Raw genomic sequence first — 17,298 nt, 5'->3', positions numbered from 1 at the left:
ACGGTCGCGATTCGCCTCGGTCGCGAATCAGCCTTTCAGAGCATCGTAGACTGCCGTCTCCATCTCGAGATACCCACCGACGGATTCGGGGTCGGCGAAGGGGAAGATCTGTGTGGCCCAGTACCCGCCGATCTTGTTCTGTCGGTCGAACCAGTAGTAGAGGTTGGCGAGACCCGCCCATGCGGCTGCGCCGGCCGGGCGTCCGGTCGGGGCGTCCTCCTCGTTGATCATGAACGTGTATCCCCAGGTCTTCGGCATGCCGGGGAAGAACTCCGCATCGTTGGACAAGCTCGGGATGACTCCGGGCAGCAGTTTCACCCGAAGATCGCCGAGGTGGTTCTGCGTGGCCATGTCCACCGTTTCGGGGCGGAGGACGACGGTTCCGTCGTCGGCTGCTCCGTCGTTGAGCCACATCCTGATGAACTTCAGGTAGTCATCGACGGTCGAGAAGAGTCCGTGGCCGCCCATCTCCACCTCCGGATCGGGCAGCATGAAGTCGGACGCCGCGAGTTCGCCGTCGGTGCGCTGGTGCATCGTGGCCTGCCGCTCCTGCATCGACGCGGTCGGACGGAAGGTGCTGTCGTCCATGCCCAGCGGTTCGAGGACTCGGGTGCGCATCGCCTCACCCAGAGTCTTTCCGGTGATGCCTTCGATGACCTGGCCGGCCCAATCCATGTTCGACCCGTACTCCCACTGGGTGCCGGGATCGAACAGCAGCGGAGTCTCCAATGCCTTCCTGGTGGCGGTGACGATGCTCGGCTGGCCGTGTTCGCGGGCGAGTCGTTCGTACTTCTCGTTGAAGAAGTCGTAGCCGAAGCCGGCGGTGTGCAGCAGCAGCTGTTTGGTGGTCGGTTCGCTGGCGGGTGCCCGGAGGATCGGTTCTCCGCCGTCGTCGAAACCGTCGATGACCTGCACGTCGGCCAGTCCTGGGGCATAGTCCTTCGCCGGGGCGTCGAGGTCGAGCTCTCCCGACTCCACCAGCTGCAGTGCCACGGTGCCGGTCAGGGCCTTCGTCGTGGAGAAGATCATGAACACGGAGTCCGTGGTCATCGGCTGCGGATCGTCGAGGGAGCGGACTCCTGCAGCAGTGAGACTGATGGTCTCCTTGTCGGTGGTCACTCCGGCGACGACGCCTGGGACGCCGCCGCTGTCGGCGGTCTTCGTGGCCACGCGGACAACTGCGTCGTTGACAGCTGTGTTCTCAGACATGATGTTCCTTTCAGTCGGCCAGGAGCTTCTCGATCCAGGCCATTCGGGTGCTGATCATTCCTTGCGCAAGGTGTGTATGGGCGGCGAAGATGTCGAAGGCGTGGAAGCCTCCGGGCCACACGTGCAGCTCCGCTTCGCTGCCGTCGTTCCAGAGGGCCGAGGCGTAGGCGACGGCTTCGTCCCGGAAGATCTCGGCCGAACCCACGTCGATGTACGCGGGCGGCAGATCGGTGAGGTCGTTGGCACGCGATGGTGCGATGTAGGGCGAAACCGCCTCGGTGCGGTAGTCATCGCCGAGCATCGCCTGCCATCCGGTTTCGTTGCTCACCCGATCCCAGACGCCGATGCCGTCGAACTGATGGGTCGACGGTGTGATGCCTCGGTCGTCGAGCATCGGGTAGATGAGCAGTTGGCCCTTGAGCTTCGGTCCGCGCCGGTCCCGGGCCGCCAGCGCCATTCCGGCGGCCAGTCCCCCTCCGGAGCTGGCTCCGGCGACGATGAGTCGGGCGCGGTCGACGCCGAGGGTGTCGGCGTTCTCTGCCGTCCACAGGAGCGCGGCGTACATGTCCTCACGCGCATAGGGGTCTTGGAACTCGGGCGCCAGGCGGTATTCGGGGCAGATGAGGATCGCACCGATCTTCTCGACCCAGTCGAGGTTGAGGCCGAGCGCGCTGAAGCGATCGCCGAACATCAGCCCGCCGGAGTGGGCGTAAACGATCGTCGGTCGTCGTCCGGTGTCCCCGGATCGTCTGAAGACGGAGATGGTGATGTCCTCGCCGAGGTGGCCCGGCACCTGATATTCGGAATGTTCGACCCGACGGCCGCTGAGAGTCTCCGCCAGCGGCTCCGAGGCGTACGAGACTCGCATGAAGTCGATGAGCGAAGGAGTGATGGTCGGCGGAAAGACCCCGCCGATGACGGACAGACTCGCGGCAAGCTCCGCGTCGAATCGTGACCGTCGTTGTGTCATGTCACCAAGTATGCCGACCCCGGCACCGTGGCACTACCGCCAGACCATCGTGCTTTTCGGGCAATCACCCGACAGTTGTCGGGTGCGCGTCACTTCACCCGATGAACCCCATCACCGACTCCTTGACCTGGAGGATCGCCAAGAATCCGAAGAGTGCCAGGCACACGGTGAGCAGCAGATTCGACCACCACGTGTTGCGCAGACCGGTCGGCACGGATCCGCGGTTGAGGATGACGAGCAGGGCGAGCGCGAGCACCGGCAGGATGAACGCGCTGATCGCAGCGTAGACGAGCACGAGGGTGACGGGCTTGCCGAGCCCCATGATCACCAGCGTCGCCACCGACAGGTAGACGAGCGCGCCGCGGAACTCGACCGACTTCGCCGACATGTCGAAGCGCGCCTCGTCCTGGTGCGGGTAACGCCTGAGCACTCGCAGGCAGTCGGCGGTGACGTAGGCGATGCCGGAGAATCCGCCGAGCACGCTCGTGTACACCACGGCGAGGAAGCTGATGAGGAAGACCATTCGTCCGACGTCACCGATGCGGCTGACTAGACTGTCGGCGATCGCGAACAGTGAGTCGTTGTCCGCGATCGTGAAGCCCTGGCCGTAGAGGATGAAGGCCCCGACCGCACTCATCGCCACGGCGAAGACGAAGACGAGGCCGTAGCTGATGACGAGGTCGAGGCGGACGACGGGTTTCCAGTCCGGACTCCGCCAGGACTTCTCCCGGATCCAGAACGAGTACGCGAGGATGCCGGTCGCCCCGCCGACGCCGCCGATGAGCGACATGACCGTGATGATGGACGTGTTCGGGAACGTCGGGACCACGGTCTCGGCGGCGACCTGTTGGGCGCCGTCACCTTGGAAGACGGAGATTGCGAGCGCGATGATGCCGAAGAACATGATGATCCCGAAGCCCATCATCGCCTTTTCGACGAGACCGTAGCGGCCGATGCCCACCAGCACCGAGGCCGAGAGCAGCACGACGACGGCCGTCGGCCAGAACGGCAGGACGGGGAAGATCGCCTGCAGGATGTTCGTCGTCACCGCAACGACGCCGGCGCCGAAGAAGAGCCCGACGAGCAGTTCGGCGATGAGGAAGAGCACCGGGAAGGTCCGCCCGCCGAAGCCGGTGAGGTGGGACAGCAACGACCGGTCCCCGCTCATCTGCAGCCGGGAGACCGCCTCGGAGAGCACGAACTTGAGCACGATGCCCACCGTGAAGACCCAGATGAGCGCGAGACCGTACTCGGCCCCGGAGTTCATCGTCGTGATCATGTCGGAGGCACCGACGCTGGCCAGCGCCAACACGATCCCCGGACCGATGAGGCGGAGGCGTCCAGCCCATGATGTCGGCGCCGAGGCGGCGTTCTTCGTCTGCGATGTCGTTTCGGCGGACATTGGCGGGGTGGGCTCCTTCACGTGGGTTCGTCGACGCCGCCGGAATCGTTCGCACGGGCATCGTTCGCTCAGGAGAGTATGGCCGAGGTTGCCGCATTTCGGGACAGAAGTCTCAGCTCGTGGAATACTGTTGGTCCACGCTTCTGTGCTCGTTGTAGTCCATTCTAGTCGCCAGTTCTGGGACCGATCCGCAGCTTGCGCGCGTATATTCGAGGCATGTCTGAGCTGCTTGATGACGGGCCGTTCTTCCACGGCACCAAAGCGAAACTGAGTCCGGGCGATCTGCTCACCGCGGGGTATGCATCGAATTACCGCCCCGAGGTGGTCATGAACCACATCTATTTCACGGCGATCATCGACGGGGCAGGGCTCGCCGCCCAGGTCGCCGCCCTCGACGGAACGCCGCATGTCTACGAGGTCGAGCCCACCGGTGACTTCGAGGACGATCCCAACGTCACCGACAAGAAGTTCCCGGGCAATCCCACCCGGTCCTACAGAAGCGCCGAACCGCTCAGGGTGATTCGCGAGGTCGACGGCTGGCCGCGTATGACCCCTGAGGAGCTGCAGACATGGCGGGACAAACTCGCGGCCCTTCTCGACGACGACAGCGCCGAGATCATCAACTGAGTCGCGGCTGCCAAAAACACAAAGCGTCCGGCTGCAACGACACGATGCTTCCTTCTGAGAGCCCGCAAAAACTCAGTCCTGCTGAGCTCCGAACACCGGGTGGTCGCTGGCGATCGAGATGCGGTTGAACGCGTTGATGAGGATGATCGACCACTCGATCGCCGAGATCTGCTCGGTTGTCAGATGCTGGGCCGCGTCCGCGGCGATCGCATCGCGATCCTCCATCTTGTCCAGCACGGTCAGCGACTCGGCCAGGGTCAGGGCCGCGAACTCCTGATCAGTGAAGATCTCGGCCTCGTGCCAGCTCGGCAGCACATCGAGCTTGAGCTGAGAGACTCCGGCATTCCGTGCGGCCGGAGCATGGATGCTCAGGCAGGTGCGGCAACCGTTGATCTGCGAGACCCGTGTGTTCACGAGCTCGATGAGCCCGTCATCGAGTCCTGCGGCACGCGAGGCCTTCCGCGATGCCGCGGCCGCCTGGGCCATCGCCTTGTAGTTCTCGGGGTGGATCTTGTCGATGAATGGTCGACTCGCGTTGCTCATGCCGTCACTCACGCCTGTCGCTTGACGATGTCGATGTCGGCACCCGTCGCATTGCGGTACTTTCCGCCCTGTGCCGCGTAGTCATCACCGGTCTCCTGCAGCTTCTTGACGAAGAGCGGGCAGACGGGCACGACGGTCACACCACGCTCACGGGAATCATCGAGCGCTTCGGCGACGAGGAACTTCGACAGTCCGCGACCGCCGAACTGCTCGTCGACGACGGTGTGGTGGAAGATGCGTTCGGTCTCCGGGTCGGGACCGGGCAGAAAATACGCGTGGCCGGCGACGGTGCCGTCGGCGACGGCGATGTCATAGGACCGGGTGGCCTCGTTGATCGACACGGTCACCTCGGCGCCGGTCTTGTCCTCGAATGTCTTCACCATGGCGATAACCCTTTCGTCGTGCTCTGCTGGTACTGGGTGGAGCGGAATTCGGCACGGCTCTATTCCGCGGGTCCACCTTGGACCTGGGGCGGCGGATTCTTCCGCGGTCTGATCGTGACGTCGGGCAGCCTCGGCGCGGGGAGCCTTCCCATGCCGTCGGCGTTCTGACCGGGCCCGCCCTTGCCGACGTAGCCGTCGACGGCGCCGAAGCGGTCACCTTCGGCCTGCCATTCCTCGCGGTACCGGGCGATCTCATCGTGGGTGCGGCCGACAAAATTCCACCACATGACGATCTCTTCGGGGAACGGTTCGCCGCCGAGGAGGATGACCCGGCCGGGATCCTCGCCGTGGTTGGCGATGCGCAGTTCGTCGACGCCGATGCCCGTATAGCCGATCGACGCGACCGGCAGATCGACGTTCTCCAGGGCGATATCGCCCGAATCGACGAGGAGGCCGTGCTCGAACCGCGGATCGACGGGCAGGTCGACGGTTGCGCCCGGATCGAGGCGTATCTCGACGCCGACCAGCGGGGTGTGCGTGTGCACCGGTGAGGAACCTTCGCCGAGGCGGCCGAGGAAGACGAGCATCTCTCCGCCGGCGAAGGAGACAGGGGCGGGTTCGAAGTGCTCGAATTCGCGTTCGGGCTGGTGGCGGGTGGCCTCGGGCAGGGCAAGCCACAGCTGGACGCCGTGGAGGGTCGTGGTCTCCTCGGTCGAGACCTCGGAGTGGCAGATGCCGGCGCCGGCGGTCATGAGGTTGACCTCGCCGGGCATCACGAGGCCCGCGTTGCCGCCGGAGTCGATGTGCTGGATGGCGCCTTCGAACAGCCAGCTCACGGTCTGCAGTCCGGTGTGCGGGTGCGGGGCGACGTCCATGCCGCCGGTGACCGAGACATCGGCGGGTCCGTAGTGGTCGACGAAGCACCACGGGCCGATGAGGGAACGTTGACGCTGCGGCAGGGTCCGCCGCACGGTCATCGCTCGGGGCCCACCCAGCGGCACGTCGCGGGAGGTGATGATCTCGACTGGGGAACGTCCCTGCTGGTCGCAGGCCGGCCCGGGCAGTCCCCCAGCCTTGCAGACCACTTGATCGGGGCGGGTCTCGACGTTGCTCATGGCCACATCGTAGCCCTCTTCGCGGCGGGCGGGGAGGGGGACAGTTCCGCGCGAATGCCGCTCGCCCGCTCCCCTACTCGACCGGGCAGATCTTCGAGACGAGCTCGAAGATCACGTCGGCCTCGGCATCCGTGAGCCCGGCGAAACTGGCGAAGATGATCTCCGCATTCGTCGCGGCCGCCTCGTCGCAGAGCCGCAGTCCTTCCTCGGTCAGGGCGACGAGCACCCCGCGCTGATCCTCCGGGTCGGGCTCTTGCGTGACCAAGCCACGATCCTCGAGCTTGCCGAGCAATCGACTGAGCGCGCTGCGGCTGATCACGAGGCTGCGCAGCAGGTCTCGATGGCGCACCTGGGCCTCGGGTCGGGCGTTGATGAGCACGTCGAACTCGTTCACGGTCAGCCCGTGCCGTGTCCGGAACTCGTGTACGAACCTCGTATAGAAGTCCTGATACTTCTCCATCATCAGACGCCAGGCCGCGATCTTGATTGGGCCGTTCTGCCTGATCATGCTGCTCACCGGAGTCGTCTTGTCCATCGGTCCGCCCCCGCTCGTCGATGTGTCATGCCACACTTTTGTTGCATAGTCAACAGAATAGTAGTTCAATGATATAACTGGCCCCAGATTCGGGGCCCGTCGACCACCCCTCGGCGTCAGTACCCGGCACATCCCCAACGTACCCCCGGCTGGAGAGATTGAGCAGAGTCGCCCGGACTCCGGTCTCGCTCCGGGGGTATCGTGCTGCCGCCGTCGGCCCTTCATCATCGGTTCGACCTCGCCGAGGCGGCTCGCCCGATCCCCGCCCGGCTCAGTCTTGCGGGATCCGCTTCCGCCACGGCCACCACACTCCGCGTCCGATGTCGTAGACGAGCGCCGGGACGACGAGCGAGCGCACGAGGATGGCGTCGAGCAGCACGCCGAAAGTGACGATGAAGGCGAGCTGGACGAGGAACATGATCGGGATGACTCCGAGTGCCGCGAAGGTCGCCGCAAGCACCACGCCCGCCGAGGTGATCACCCCACCCGTCGCCACGAGCCCCTTGAGCACGCCTGCCCTTGTGCCCACCTTGAGCGACTCCTCGCGCACCCTGGACATGAGGAAGATGTTGTAGTCGATGCCGAGCGCGACGAGGAAGACGAAGGCGTAGAGCGGCACCGAGGGATCGGCGCCCGGGAATCCGATGAGGTGGTTGAACACGAGCGCCGAGACTCCCAGCGCGGTGCCGAAGGACAGCACGGTCAGGACCACGAGCAGCAGCGGCGCGAACAGGGACCGCAACAGCAGGATGAGGATGACCGTGATGACAACCAGGATGATCGGGATCGCCAGGGTCCGGTCCGCCTCGGCGGTGTTGTTCGTGTCGAGGTCGACCGCGGTCTGCCCGCCCACCAGTGCATCGGGGTCGACGTCGTGGACGGCCTCGCGGATCTCCGTCACCGTCGTCTCGGCAGCCAGGGAGTCCGCCGCATCGGAGAGGGTGACTTCGAGGAGGACCTGACCGTCGACCTCGGTGGGATCGATCGCCGCCGAGCCGCCGGCAGCATCCGGTGCGCCGCTGCCCGGGCCACCCTGCGGGGGCTGGAGCTTTCCGTCCTCGTCGATCCCGATGGTTCCGCTCGGGGAATCCTCAGCGGCCACGGTCATCGAACCGACCCCGCCGAGGCGGCCGACCGCCTCGGCGGCAGTGCTCAGTTCGTTCGCATCGAGCACGACCTGGGTCGGAGTTCCGGACCCACCTGGGAAATGCTCGGCCAGGACGTCCTGGCCGTCACGAGCCTCGGATTCGCCGAGCACGAACTCGCTCTGCGCGACCCCGGAGGCCTTGAACTGCGGCACCGCGATGAGCGGCAGAGCCAGCAGGATGACGAGTCCGATCCAGATCAGGCGCGGTCGCGCGGCGATCCCACCCGCGATCCGGGCCCACATTCCCTTCTTACGGAGCCCCACCTCGGCGGTCGCCACCTGGGGTCGGAACGGCCAGAACACGGCACGACCGATGATGACGAGCGCGGCAGGCAGGAAGGTCAGCGCCGCGAGCATGGCAACGACGATCCCGATGGCCGCGACCGGGCCGAGGGCGCGCGTCGACGCGAGGTCGGTGAGCAGGAGGACCAGGAGGCCGGCGATGACGGTGCCTCCGGAGGCCGCGATCGGTTCGGCCACGCCCTTGAGCGCAGCGAGCCCGGCCCGAACACGATCCGGCTCGGCCTGCAGGGCATCGCGGAACCGGGCCACGACGAGGAGGGAATAGTCCGTGGTGGCGCCGACGACGAGGATGAAGAGGATGCCCTGGACCTGGCCGTTGATGAGCAGGATCCCGGCGTCGGCGAGATGCCAGATGACGAAGATCGACGCGGACAGCGCCGCGACCGAGGTGAAGAGGACGATGACCGGCAGCAGCGGAGAGCGGTAGACGATGACGAGGATGACGAAGACTGCGATGAGGGCGACGAGCAGGAGGATCCCGTCGATGCCGGCGAAGGCCTCGGTGAGGTCGGCGGCGAACCCGGCGGGGCCGGTGACGTAGACATCGGCAACCGTGGCCGGGGTGGCGACGTTGCCGGACTCATCCGGCGTCGCATCGGCGGCATTCGCGGTCGGGAAGGTGTCGGCGATGACGTCTCTGATCTTCTCGACGTCATCGGCGGTGGTGTCGGAGGAGACGGGGAGGATGAGTTGGAGGGCGTCGCCGTCGTCCGAGGGGATGACCGGTGAGGCGTCGGCGGCAAGCAGACCGTCGTCGTCGAGTTCCTTCGCCACGTCGTCGAGGGCCACGGAGTCGTCGTCGGTGAGGCCGTCCGTGTTCTCGAGAACGACGATGGCGGGGACATAGTCGGCGTCACTGAAGCGGTCGATGATCTCCTGTGCTCGGGTCGATTCGGCGGACTCGGGGAGGAATGAGGAACGATCGTTCGTGGCCACCTCGGAGATCTTGCCGAAGTAGGGTCCACCGACTCCGGCGACACCCACCCAGGCGACGAGGAGGACGGCGAAGAGGGCGAGCAGTGCCCCACGACCGCGGACGGGACCCTTGGGGTGCTGTTTGGGCGCGGCAACTGTGTCGGCGCCGTTTACGTCGTCACCGGCGGGACCCCCTCGGCGAGGGTCGGGGTTCGGCGGCGTCGAGGTCAGGAGGTGACGGGGCATGGTCCCAGGCTACGCGTGTTCGGCGGAATCGAGACATTGCAGTGCGAGGACGATTTCTGCGGCCGTCCGTGGATCGGTGAGGCGTGCGCCCAATACCTTCTCGATCTGCCCGATTCGGTAACGAACAGTGTTCTCGTGCACATGCAGCCGACCTGCAGCCTCAGAAATGTTGCCGCCGCTTTCCACGTAGGTGCGCAGTGTGGTGGAAGATTCGGGCTTGGCGATTATCGGGTTGAGGAAAGCAGCGACGAGGCGGCGGTCGAATCGTGAACTCATGCGGGCCGCCGCCCATTCGATCGGGCGCATGCGATCGACGAAAGCGAACCTCGACTCCCCCGCCGAGGCAAGCGCCACGTCCGCCGTCTGCAGCATCTCCGGTACCTGACTGAGTGCCGTGAAGAGTCCGGAGACCCCGACTCCGATGAGGCCGAAATCGTCGAGGCTACCCTCGATATCGAAGTCTGCTGTACACAGCGCGGTCCGTTCGACCATCGAACTGACGTGCCCGGAATCCTTGATGACCAGGCCGCGCCCCGGGTTCGGGGTCGGTTTCCCATGCCCCGAGTCGGAGGCGTCGATGCGGAGGCGCAGGGCGCGAATCGGCTCGTAGGCCGCAAAGCCGAAGGTCTCGAGGACCCGCCAGAGCGCCGGTTCGCGACCGGGAGAGACACCGGCCTCCAAGTCGCGCAGAACCCGCGACGATTCCTCCCGTCGATTGCTGATCGAAAAGGACTCGAATCCCTCGAAGGCGCGCAGAAGTTTGGACAGAACATCGAGGATCACCTCAGCGGAAGGGTGGGTGGTGCCCGTGCCGCTGCCAGCTCTGCCCTCCCCAGTTCCACTTCTGCGCTCGCTGCCGGCAGTACCGGCCTCTTCGTCATCGGCGTGGACGGCGAAGACGATGACATGGGCGCGACTGCGTAGTCGCACTGTCCGAGCGTGCACCTTCCAGCGGCCGATCGCACCGGACGTCGACTCGGCCCAGCCCGCTGGTGTCGCCGGACCGACGACCTCCTCCTGAGTCCACCGGGCGATGAGGTGGACCGGGGCGGAACCGACGGACCTGACGACTTCGCCGAGTTCGTTGATGACGAGACCTGCGCCCCGACTCATCCGCGCTACCCGGGAGAGCGCCGATTCAAGCGGATCTGCAGAATTCATCGCGCTCAAAAGTTCATCGAAGATCCGCTCTCGTGCCAGGGCGTCTCGGCTCGAATCCATCGAATTTCACCTCTGCTCCCACTCGCCTGCTGCATCATTCCGCGCCGTCGGCACGGCTTTGTGATTCTTACAAATCTAGCCGTCTTTTCCTTCGTCTGCTCCATTGACCGGCCCGATCATCGAAGGCCAGGCTATGAGGGAAACCACAATCAAAGGAGATGACCGTGGCAGATCTACGCGTCGCAGTTGACGTCGGCGGAACGTTCACCGACATCTGTGTATTCGACGAATCCACCCAGACAATGCGGGTGACGAAAGTCCCGTCCACCCCGGACAACCCCATGGAGGCTGTCCTCAACGGAGTGAAGCGGGCGAACATCGACCTCAGCCAGGTCGAGCTCTTCTCACATGGCACGACAGTTGCCACCAATGCGCTCATCACTCGCAGATTTCCCAAATCAGCGATGGTGACGACCAAGGGCTTCCGCGATGTCATTGAGATCCGCGATGGTACGAAGGACGATCTGTGGGACGCCTATTCCGATGTATCCGGCCCCTATATTCGTCGCCGTGACCGTTTTGAGGTCACGGAACGCATCGACTACGCGGGCAACATCGTCACCGAGCTCGACGAAGACGAGGCCAGGAAGCTCGGCCGCCTGCTGAAGAAGCGCGGTGCCGACACCGTGGCCGTCTGCTTCGTCAACTCCTATGCGAACGCCGCGAACGAGATCCGGATGCGCGAGATCCTCTCCGAGGAGCTCCCCGGAGCCAGCATCTCCACCTCGGCCGAGGTGCTGCCGGAGATCTTCGAACACAACCGGTTCAACACGACTGTCGCCAATGCCGTTCTTGGTCCGTTGGTATCCGGCTACGTCGAACAGCTCGACTCCAACCTGACCGAGGACGGCTATGCCGGAGAACTCCTTCTCCTCCATTCGGGTGGTGGATCGATGACCTCGGAGATGGTCAAGCGGTTCCCGGTGCGACTCGCGGCCTCAGGAATCGCCGCCGGCGCGATCGCCGCTCAGCACGTGGCCGAGCAGTGCGGTCATGCCAATGCCGTCGGACTCGACATGGGCGGCACTTCGACGGACATCTCACTCATCGCCGACAGCGAACTGCGGGAGACGAACGAATGGGAAGTCGAATACGGCCACCCCATCGTCTTCCCGAGCATCGAAGTACTCACCATCGGCGCCGGCGGCGGCTCTTTGGCCCACATCGACATCGCCGGCTCCCTGCGCAACGGGCCGCAGTCGGCCGGTGCCGCTCCCGGTCCGGTCTGCTATCGCCGCGGCGGCGATCAGCCGACGAACACCGATGCGAACCTCGCCCTCAATCGTCTGGGCACCGACCTCGCCGACGGCGAGATGACGCTGGACCGGGAGAGCGCACGGGCAGCGATCAAGGAGAAGATCGCCGATCCGCTCGGCCTCGATGTCGACTCCGCGGCCGAATCCATCGCCCAGGTGGCCAACGCGAACATGGCAGATGCGGTCCGCCTCGTGTCCATCCGTCGCGGGCTCGACCCCCGGGACTTCGCACTCATCGCCTTCGGCGGAGCCGGTGCACTGCACGGGGCGGACGTCGCTCGCGAACTCAACATCCCCTCTGTCATCGTTCCGCCCAGCCCGGGAGTCACCTCGGCGCTGGGGTGCCTCCTCGTCGACATCCAGCACGACCTGTCGCAGATGTTCACCGGTGTCGCGGACTCCGCAGACGCAGAAACGGTCGAACAGCACTTCCGCGAACTTGAACTCGAAGGTCGTGATCGACTGCGGCATGAGAAAGTCGCCGAGGAAGACTCGGTCTTCGAACGTGGCATCTCGATGCGTTACCACGGCCAGTGGCGGTCGCTGCAGGTGAAGATGGGCTCCGGCCCGAACGCACTGCGGGAGGCCGTCCAACTCTTCCACGAGGAACACGAGAAGCAGTACGCGTTCCGGCAGGATGACACCCCGGTCGAGATCTACCAACTCCACCTCAAGGCACTCGGGAAGACGCCGAAGCCGACCTTCAAACCGACCCCTGTCAGCAGCAAAGATCCCGGTGAGCCGCTCGAGGTCCGCGACGTCTATTTCGACGGTCAGTGGCATTCGACGCCGGTCTACCAGCGGGAGAACTTGCCCTCGGGAGCTGCGTTCATCGGACCGGCGATCCTCAACCAGATTGACTCGACCACCGTCATCCCGCCGAACTCGTCCGCCGTGATCGACGAGTGGTTCAACATCCGCATCGCGCTGACGGCAGAGACTGCAGAGCCCGCGCTGTCAGCTGCGAACAATTCAACACAGAACGGCCTGTGAGGAGAGACCCATGACCACAACAACGGAACAGTCGACGTCCACGCTCGACCCGGTGACATTCGAAGTACTCAAGAACGCATTCGCGACCAGCGTCGACCTCATGAGCGAACAGATCCTGCGGACCTGCTATTCGTTCGTCATCTATTCACGTGACTTCTCGTCGGCACTTTGCGACCGCGACGGCAACACTGTCATGCAAGGAAGTGCAGACATCGCCGTCCACGTCGGCACCCTGCATTTTCAGTGCAAGGCCGTCATGGAGGAGTTCGGCGACGACATCAACCCTGGTGACGTCTTCCTCATCAACGACCCCTATCGAGGCGGTACCCACTTCAACGACGTCAGCTTCATTCGCCCGATCTTCGCTGATGACGAAATCATCGGCTTCGCGCAGAACAAAGGACACTGGGCCGATATCGGTGGGTCCGTCCCGGGCTCGTTCGATGTCTCTGCCAGTGAGCACTTCGGTGAGGGTCTGCGTATCACCCCGCTTCGGGTCTGGCACAAGGGCCGGTTCCTCCACGATGTGGCTCAGCTGCTCGTGTCGAATACGCGCGCTCCCGATCAGGCCCTCGGCGATCTCAACGCCCAAGCCGAGGCCACAGCTGTATGCGAACGCGAAGTGCTCCGCCTCGTCGACAAATATTCGAAGGACACGGTCCTCGATGCGATGCAGGAGACGCAGGACTATGTCTGCCGCACCGTGCTCGCCAGCCTCGGCGATCTGCCGAAGGGCGAGTGGGAGACAGTCGACTTTCTCGACGGCGATCCGGCTAAGGGCGAGGGGCTGGCTCCGATCCGGGTGAAGCTCACGCTCGACGGGACAGGTATCCACTATGACCTCACGGGATCCGCTGAGGCGGTCTCAACGTTCCTCAACTCCGGCTACGGGACGACTTTCTCTGCGATCTACGCGGGAACGAAGACGTTCTTCCCCGAGGTTCCGCTCAACTCCGGGTTCTACCAGGCGGTGACCGCAGAGATCGGTGAGGAGGGCACCGTCGTCAACGCTGGCTGGCCGCATGCCGTGACCGGGTTCTGTTCGGGCCCGTACGAGAAGGTCATGAACGCGATCTTCGAACTGTGGTCCCACATCATGCCCGAACGCGCGATGGCGTGTGCATTCAACCTCGAGTATCTGCTCGTCGGTGGGCATGATGCCAGGACCGAATCGAGCCCGTACTTCATGTGGTACGACTGGATGGCAGGCGGCTGGGGCGGCCGGTCGACGAAGGACGGCTCCTCCGCGACGTCTCCGGTCTTCGGTACTGGGCTTGCGGTCCAACCAGTTGAAGGTCAAGAGCGACTGACTCCCGTTGTCACCACTCAGCACTCGATCAACATCGATTCCGGAGGTCCCGGCAGGTTCCGCGGTGGTTGCGGCGTGAATAAGGGCGGCATCCTCACCGATGCGACCGGTGCAGTGATGAGCTACTGCTGCGACCGCGGGCGGTCGACGACGTGGGGCATCAATGGCGGACTGCCGTCGATCCCCCATGGAGTCTGGCTCAATCCTTCGTCAGAGAACCCGCGCTACTTGGGTGCCACGTTCTCAAATGTAGCCATCAGCCCCGGTGACACGTTCGAACGACCAAGCGCCGGAGGTGGTGGCTTCGGTGACCCGCTGGATCGGCCGACTGCCGAGGTGCTCGAGGACGTCATCGACGGCTATGTCTCCATCGATCGAGCGGCGAAAGACTACGGCGTCGTCATCCGTGAGATCGATGCCGAACTCGATGAGTACGAGATCGATGAGACCGCGACAGCGACGGAGCGGGAACGGATCCGCTCCGAACGTGCGTCCTGGCTGGAAGCCGACCCCGCCGAGGTGGCCCGCCGTTACCGCGCTAATGAGATCACCGTCCACGACGTCATCCGCCAATACGGCGTCGTGCTCGATTGGGGCACCGGAGAGCTGTTGGAGAAGTCAACGGGACAGTTCCGCGACAGTATGCGGACTCGATCCGCTTCGCACTGGAGCTGAGCACCTCCAACTGAAAGAGCGTCCCCGATTCGAAACAGAATCGCGGGGCGTTCTTTCGTAGGTCGACATGATTCGCCCGCCGGCCACCTTTTCGTTTTCATTTTGATCCTATAGGATCTATGAAATAGGAATCAGTTCAAGGGAGAACTCGTGACCCGATTATTCAACGACCCGGATAACTTCGTCTCAGATATGTCGCGCGGCTTCGCGCTCGCCTCGTCCCGGTGGGTGCGAGCAGTCAACGGCGGCGTCGTGCGTTCAACGAAGAGTCATGAACCGACGGTCTCCCTGGTCATCGGCGGCGGCAGCGGCCACTTTCCTGCTTTCTCCGGCTTGGTCGGCCCTGGCCTCGCACACGGGACCGCGATGGGCAACGTTTTCGCCTCGCCCTCGGCGAAACAGATCCTGTCAGTCGCCCGCAGCTGCGACCAGGGACGAGGCATCCTCTTCAGCTACGGCAATTATGCGGGCGACGTCCTCAATTTCGATCAGGCTCAGCAACAGCTGCGCACTGAAGGCATCGACACTCGCACGGTCGTAGTCACCGATGACATCTTCAGCGCGTCCCGAGACGAGATCGACAAGCGCCGAGGCATCGCTGGAGATCTCGTCGTATTCAAAATTGCCGGCGCCGCTGCGGAAGCCGGTCTCGAGCTGAACGAGGTCGAGCGTCTCGCCCGAGTCGCCAATCGCTGCACTCGGTCGATCGGAGTCGCGTTTTCCGGATGCACTCTCCCCGGAGCCGATGAGCCGCTCTTCACCGTCACTGAAGGCAGCATGGCGGTCGGCCTCGGCATCCACGGAGAACCCGGCATCGACGAAGTTCCACTCCCCACAGCAATTCAGCTGGCCGAATTGCTCGTCTCACGGCTCCTAGACGAGGCGCCTGACTCGTCTCGACGAGTCGTTCCCATCCTCAATGGGTTGGGCACCGTCAAGTACGAAGAGCTCTACCTTCTCTACGGCCTCATCGACCCCCTGCTGAGGGAAGCCGGATACGAACTCGTCGATCCGGAAGTCGGTGAATTCTGTACGAGCTTCGACATGGCGGGACTCTCACTGACCCTCCTTTGGCTCGACGATGAACTTGAACAGCTGTGGGAGGCACCATGCTCCTCGGCGGCCTTCACTCGCGGCGAGCTCGGAAGCTTCAATCGCCAGTCGGAGTTCGCGCAGCAGGAGCTCCAGGGCGAAGATCCTGCGGATTCCGCCTCGGTACCTGCGTCGCCTCACGCGTCGCCAGCATCCAGACGGCTCGGAAGAGAGATCTCCGATGCCGTCGAACAGATCGCAGGCGTCCTCGACAATGCGTCCGGCGAGCTCGGCCGTCTCGACAGCGTTGCCGGCGATGGTGACCACGGGATCGGCATGCAGCGTGGGTCGAAAGCCGCAGCACTCGCCGCAGCCGAGGCCACGAACCGCGGTTGCAGCGCCGCAGAGGTGATCCGCGCAACCGGCGAGGCTTGGGCCGATGTCGGCGGAGGCACTTCTGGAGCCATTTGGGGACGGATCATCTCCACGCTCGCTGATGGGTTCGCCGGGGACCGAGTCCCTGACCCCCCTGACATCTCCGCTGCTCTCATGGCAGTGGTCGGTGAGGTCCGCTCGTTCGGAGGCGTTGACATCGGAGACAAAACTTTACTTGATGCGCTCGTACCGTTGGCGACAGAGTTCTCACGAAGTATCGGATCCGGCAACAACGTGTCCAGGAGTTCGACGTTCGTTCAAGCGACCTCTCGCGCCGCTCATGCAGCGACTCGAGCAGCCCGCACCACCGCCGATCTCGTCCCCAAACGAGGTCGAGCCCGCGCCCACGGAGATCGAAGCGTCGGCACCCCGGACCCGGGTGCGGTCTCACTGGCGATTATCGCCGAGTCCATTGCCGACCGCCTGACCTCTCACGCATCTTCAAGCGCCGCGCCCACTGGCGACAAAATCATTCACCCCGACAGCACCGAACGAAAGGCGGCCCGACCATGACACTGCGAGTAGTCATCGGATCCGATGATGCGGGATTCGACTACAAGGAGGTCATCAAGTCTGACTTGGGAGATGACCAACGCATCGCGTCAGTGCTAGACGTCGGCGTCGACTCCCAGTCGCACACTTTCTATCCGTCAATCGCGACAACTGCTGCAGAGTTGGTCGCTCGAGGAGATGCCGACCGTGCAATCCTCATTTGCGGGACCGGACTCGGTGTGGCGATCGCGGCCAATAAGGTAAAGGGAATTCGAGCGGCCACAGCCCACGATTCGTTCAGCGTGGAACGCTCCGTTCTGTCAAACGATGCACAGGTCCTCTGCATGGGTCAACGTGTCATCGGGCTCGAACTCGCCCGCCGTCTGGCTCGGGAATGGATCGGCTACACGTTTGATCCGACGAGCGCGTCGAACGAGAAATTGGCACAGATCAGCGCCTACGAGTCTCAGTGACCGATGGTCGGCACAAC

14 protein-coding genes are annotated in these 17,298 nt (G+C 64.2%); 5 read left to right on the top strand and 9 right to left on the bottom strand.

Annotated features, from left to right (window positions below):
* Positions 1 to 27: 27 nt before the first annotated feature.
* The 3 genes from SB749_RS06310 to SB749_RS06300 form a co-directional block, all read right to left on the bottom strand.
* The gene (locus SB749_RS06310; RefSeq protein WP_410709576.1) at positions 28 to 1,209 is read right to left on the bottom strand and encodes a serine hydrolase domain-containing protein; all 1,182 of its coding nucleotides are present in this window, start codon (positions 1,207 to 1,209) and stop codon (positions 28 to 30) included.
* 10 nt (positions 1,210 to 1,219) lie between these two features.
* Positions 1,220 to 2,179: an alpha/beta hydrolase gene (locus SB749_RS06305; RefSeq protein WP_410709575.1), complete on the bottom strand. Its 960-nt coding sequence runs from the start codon at positions 2,177 to 2,179 to the stop codon at positions 1,220 to 1,222.
* Positions 2,180 to 2,273: 94 nt separating this feature from the next.
* Positions 2,274 to 3,581 carry an Nramp family divalent metal transporter gene (locus tag SB749_RS06300; RefSeq protein WP_410709574.1) on the bottom strand — a complete coding sequence of 436 codons (1,308 nt, stop codon included), beginning with the start codon at positions 3,579 to 3,581 and terminating at the stop codon, positions 2,274 to 2,276.
* Between the two features lie 216 nt (positions 3,582 to 3,797).
* Here SB749_RS06300 and arr point away from each other — a divergent pair, with 216 nt between their 5' ends.
* Positions 3,798 to 4,208, top strand: a complete 411-nt coding sequence (gene arr, locus SB749_RS06295) for an NAD(+)--rifampin ADP-ribosyltransferase (protein WP_410709573.1) — start codon at positions 3,798 to 3,800, stop codon at positions 4,206 to 4,208.
* A 72-nt stretch (positions 4,209 to 4,280) separates the two neighbouring features.
* Here the strand turns inward: arr and SB749_RS06290 are convergent, their stop codons facing one another.
* From SB749_RS06290 to SB749_RS06265, 6 genes are all read right to left on the bottom strand, one after another.
* Positions 4,281 to 4,751 (bottom strand): carboxymuconolactone decarboxylase family protein, encoded by a 471-nt coding sequence (locus tag SB749_RS06290; protein WP_410709572.1) that lies wholly within the window; start codon positions 4,749 to 4,751, stop codon positions 4,281 to 4,283.
* Between the two features lie 8 nt (positions 4,752 to 4,759).
* A complete protein-coding gene (locus SB749_RS06285) occupies positions 4,760 to 5,134 on the bottom strand; it encodes a GNAT family N-acetyltransferase (RefSeq protein WP_410709571.1) in 375 nt (124 codons plus the stop codon).
* Positions 5,135 to 5,193: 59 nt separating this feature from the next.
* Entirely contained in the window at positions 5,194 to 6,249 is a 1,056-nt protein-coding gene (locus SB749_RS06280) for a pirin family protein (RefSeq protein ID WP_410709570.1), read from the bottom strand.
* 73 nt (positions 6,250 to 6,322) lie between these two features.
* Positions 6,323 to 6,820: a MarR family winged helix-turn-helix transcriptional regulator gene (locus SB749_RS06275; RefSeq protein WP_167193381.1), complete on the bottom strand. Its 498-nt coding sequence runs from the start codon at positions 6,818 to 6,820 to the stop codon at positions 6,323 to 6,325.
* Positions 6,821 to 7,055: 235 nt separating this feature from the next.
* Positions 7,056 to 9,395 carry an MMPL family transporter gene (locus SB749_RS06270; RefSeq protein ID WP_410709569.1) on the bottom strand — a complete coding sequence of 780 codons (2,340 nt, stop codon included), beginning with the start codon at positions 9,393 to 9,395 and terminating at the stop codon, positions 7,056 to 7,058.
* A gap of 9 nt (positions 9,396 to 9,404) precedes the next feature.
* Positions 9,405 to 10,616, bottom strand: a complete 1,212-nt coding sequence (locus tag SB749_RS06265) for a PucR family transcriptional regulator (protein ID WP_410709568.1) — start codon at positions 10,614 to 10,616, stop codon at positions 9,405 to 9,407.
* A gap of 164 nt (positions 10,617 to 10,780) precedes the next feature.
* Here SB749_RS06265 and SB749_RS06260 point away from each other — a divergent pair, with 164 nt between their 5' ends.
* The 4 genes from SB749_RS06260 to SB749_RS06245 all read left to right on the top strand — a co-directional run bounded on the left by SB749_RS06260 (position 10,781) and on the right by SB749_RS06245 (position 17,281).
* Positions 10,781 to 12,865 carry a hydantoinase/oxoprolinase family protein gene (locus tag SB749_RS06260; RefSeq protein WP_410709567.1) on the top strand — a complete coding sequence of 695 codons (2,085 nt, stop codon included), beginning with the start codon at positions 10,781 to 10,783 and terminating at the stop codon, positions 12,863 to 12,865.
* Positions 12,866 to 12,875: 10 nt separating this feature from the next.
* A complete protein-coding gene (locus SB749_RS06255; RefSeq protein ID WP_410709566.1) occupies positions 12,876 to 14,849 on the top strand; it encodes a hydantoinase B/oxoprolinase family protein in 1,974 nt (657 codons plus the stop codon).
* Positions 14,850 to 14,999: 150 nt separating this feature from the next.
* Positions 15,000 to 16,829: a dihydroxyacetone kinase family protein gene (locus tag SB749_RS06250; RefSeq protein WP_410709565.1), complete on the top strand. Its 1,830-nt coding sequence runs from the start codon at positions 15,000 to 15,002 to the stop codon at positions 16,827 to 16,829.
* Positions 16,826 to 17,281 carry a ribose-5-phosphate isomerase gene (locus SB749_RS06245; RefSeq protein WP_410709564.1) on the top strand — a complete coding sequence of 152 codons (456 nt, stop codon included), beginning with the start codon at positions 16,826 to 16,828 and terminating at the stop codon, positions 17,279 to 17,281. The genes SB749_RS06250 and SB749_RS06245 overlap by 4 nt, the downstream gene beginning before the upstream one ends.
* Positions 17,282 to 17,298 lie beyond the last annotated feature (17 nt).

The sequence above is a fragment of the Brevibacterium sp. SIMBA_078 genome, assembly GCF_046534565.1.
Lineage (GTDB): Bacteria > Actinomycetota > Actinomycetes > Actinomycetales > Brevibacteriaceae > Brevibacterium.
Note: the sequence above shows the minus strand (reverse complement) of the source record. Positions and strands in the feature narration are given on the sequence as shown.

Coding starts and splice junctions, on each gene's coding strand:
- SB749_RS06270 (WP_410709569.1), bottom strand. CDS start 9,395: ATGCCCCGTCACCTCCTGACCTCGACGCCGCCGAACCCCGACCCTCGC.
- SB749_RS06300 (WP_410709574.1), bottom strand. CDS start 3,581: ATGTCCGCCGAAACGACATCGCAGACGAAGAACGCCGCCTCGGCGCCG.
- SB749_RS06245 (WP_410709564.1), top strand. CDS start 16,826: ATGACACTGCGAGTAGTCATCGGATCCGATGATGCGGGATTCGACTAC.
- SB749_RS06290 (WP_410709572.1), bottom strand. CDS start 4,751: ATGAGCAACGCGAGTCGACCATTCATCGACAAGATCCACCCCGAGAAC.
- arr (WP_410709573.1), top strand. CDS start 3,798: ATGTCTGAGCTGCTTGATGACGGGCCGTTCTTCCACGGCACCAAAGCG.
- SB749_RS06265 (WP_410709568.1), bottom strand. CDS start 10,616: ATGGATTCGAGCCGAGACGCCCTGGCACGAGAGCGGATCTTCGATGAA.
- SB749_RS06310 (WP_410709576.1), bottom strand. CDS start 1,209: ATGTCTGAGAACACAGCTGTCAACGACGCAGTTGTCCGCGTGGCCACG.
- SB749_RS06280 (WP_410709570.1), bottom strand. CDS start 6,249: ATGAGCAACGTCGAGACCCGCCCCGATCAAGTGGTCTGCAAGGCTGGG.
- SB749_RS06285 (WP_410709571.1), bottom strand. CDS start 5,134: ATGGTGAAGACATTCGAGGACAAGACCGGCGCCGAGGTGACCGTGTCG.
- SB749_RS06255 (WP_410709566.1), top strand. CDS start 12,876: ATGACCACAACAACGGAACAGTCGACGTCCACGCTCGACCCGGTGACA.
- SB749_RS06305 (WP_410709575.1), bottom strand. CDS start 2,179: ATGACACAACGACGGTCACGATTCGACGCGGAGCTTGCCGCGAGTCTG.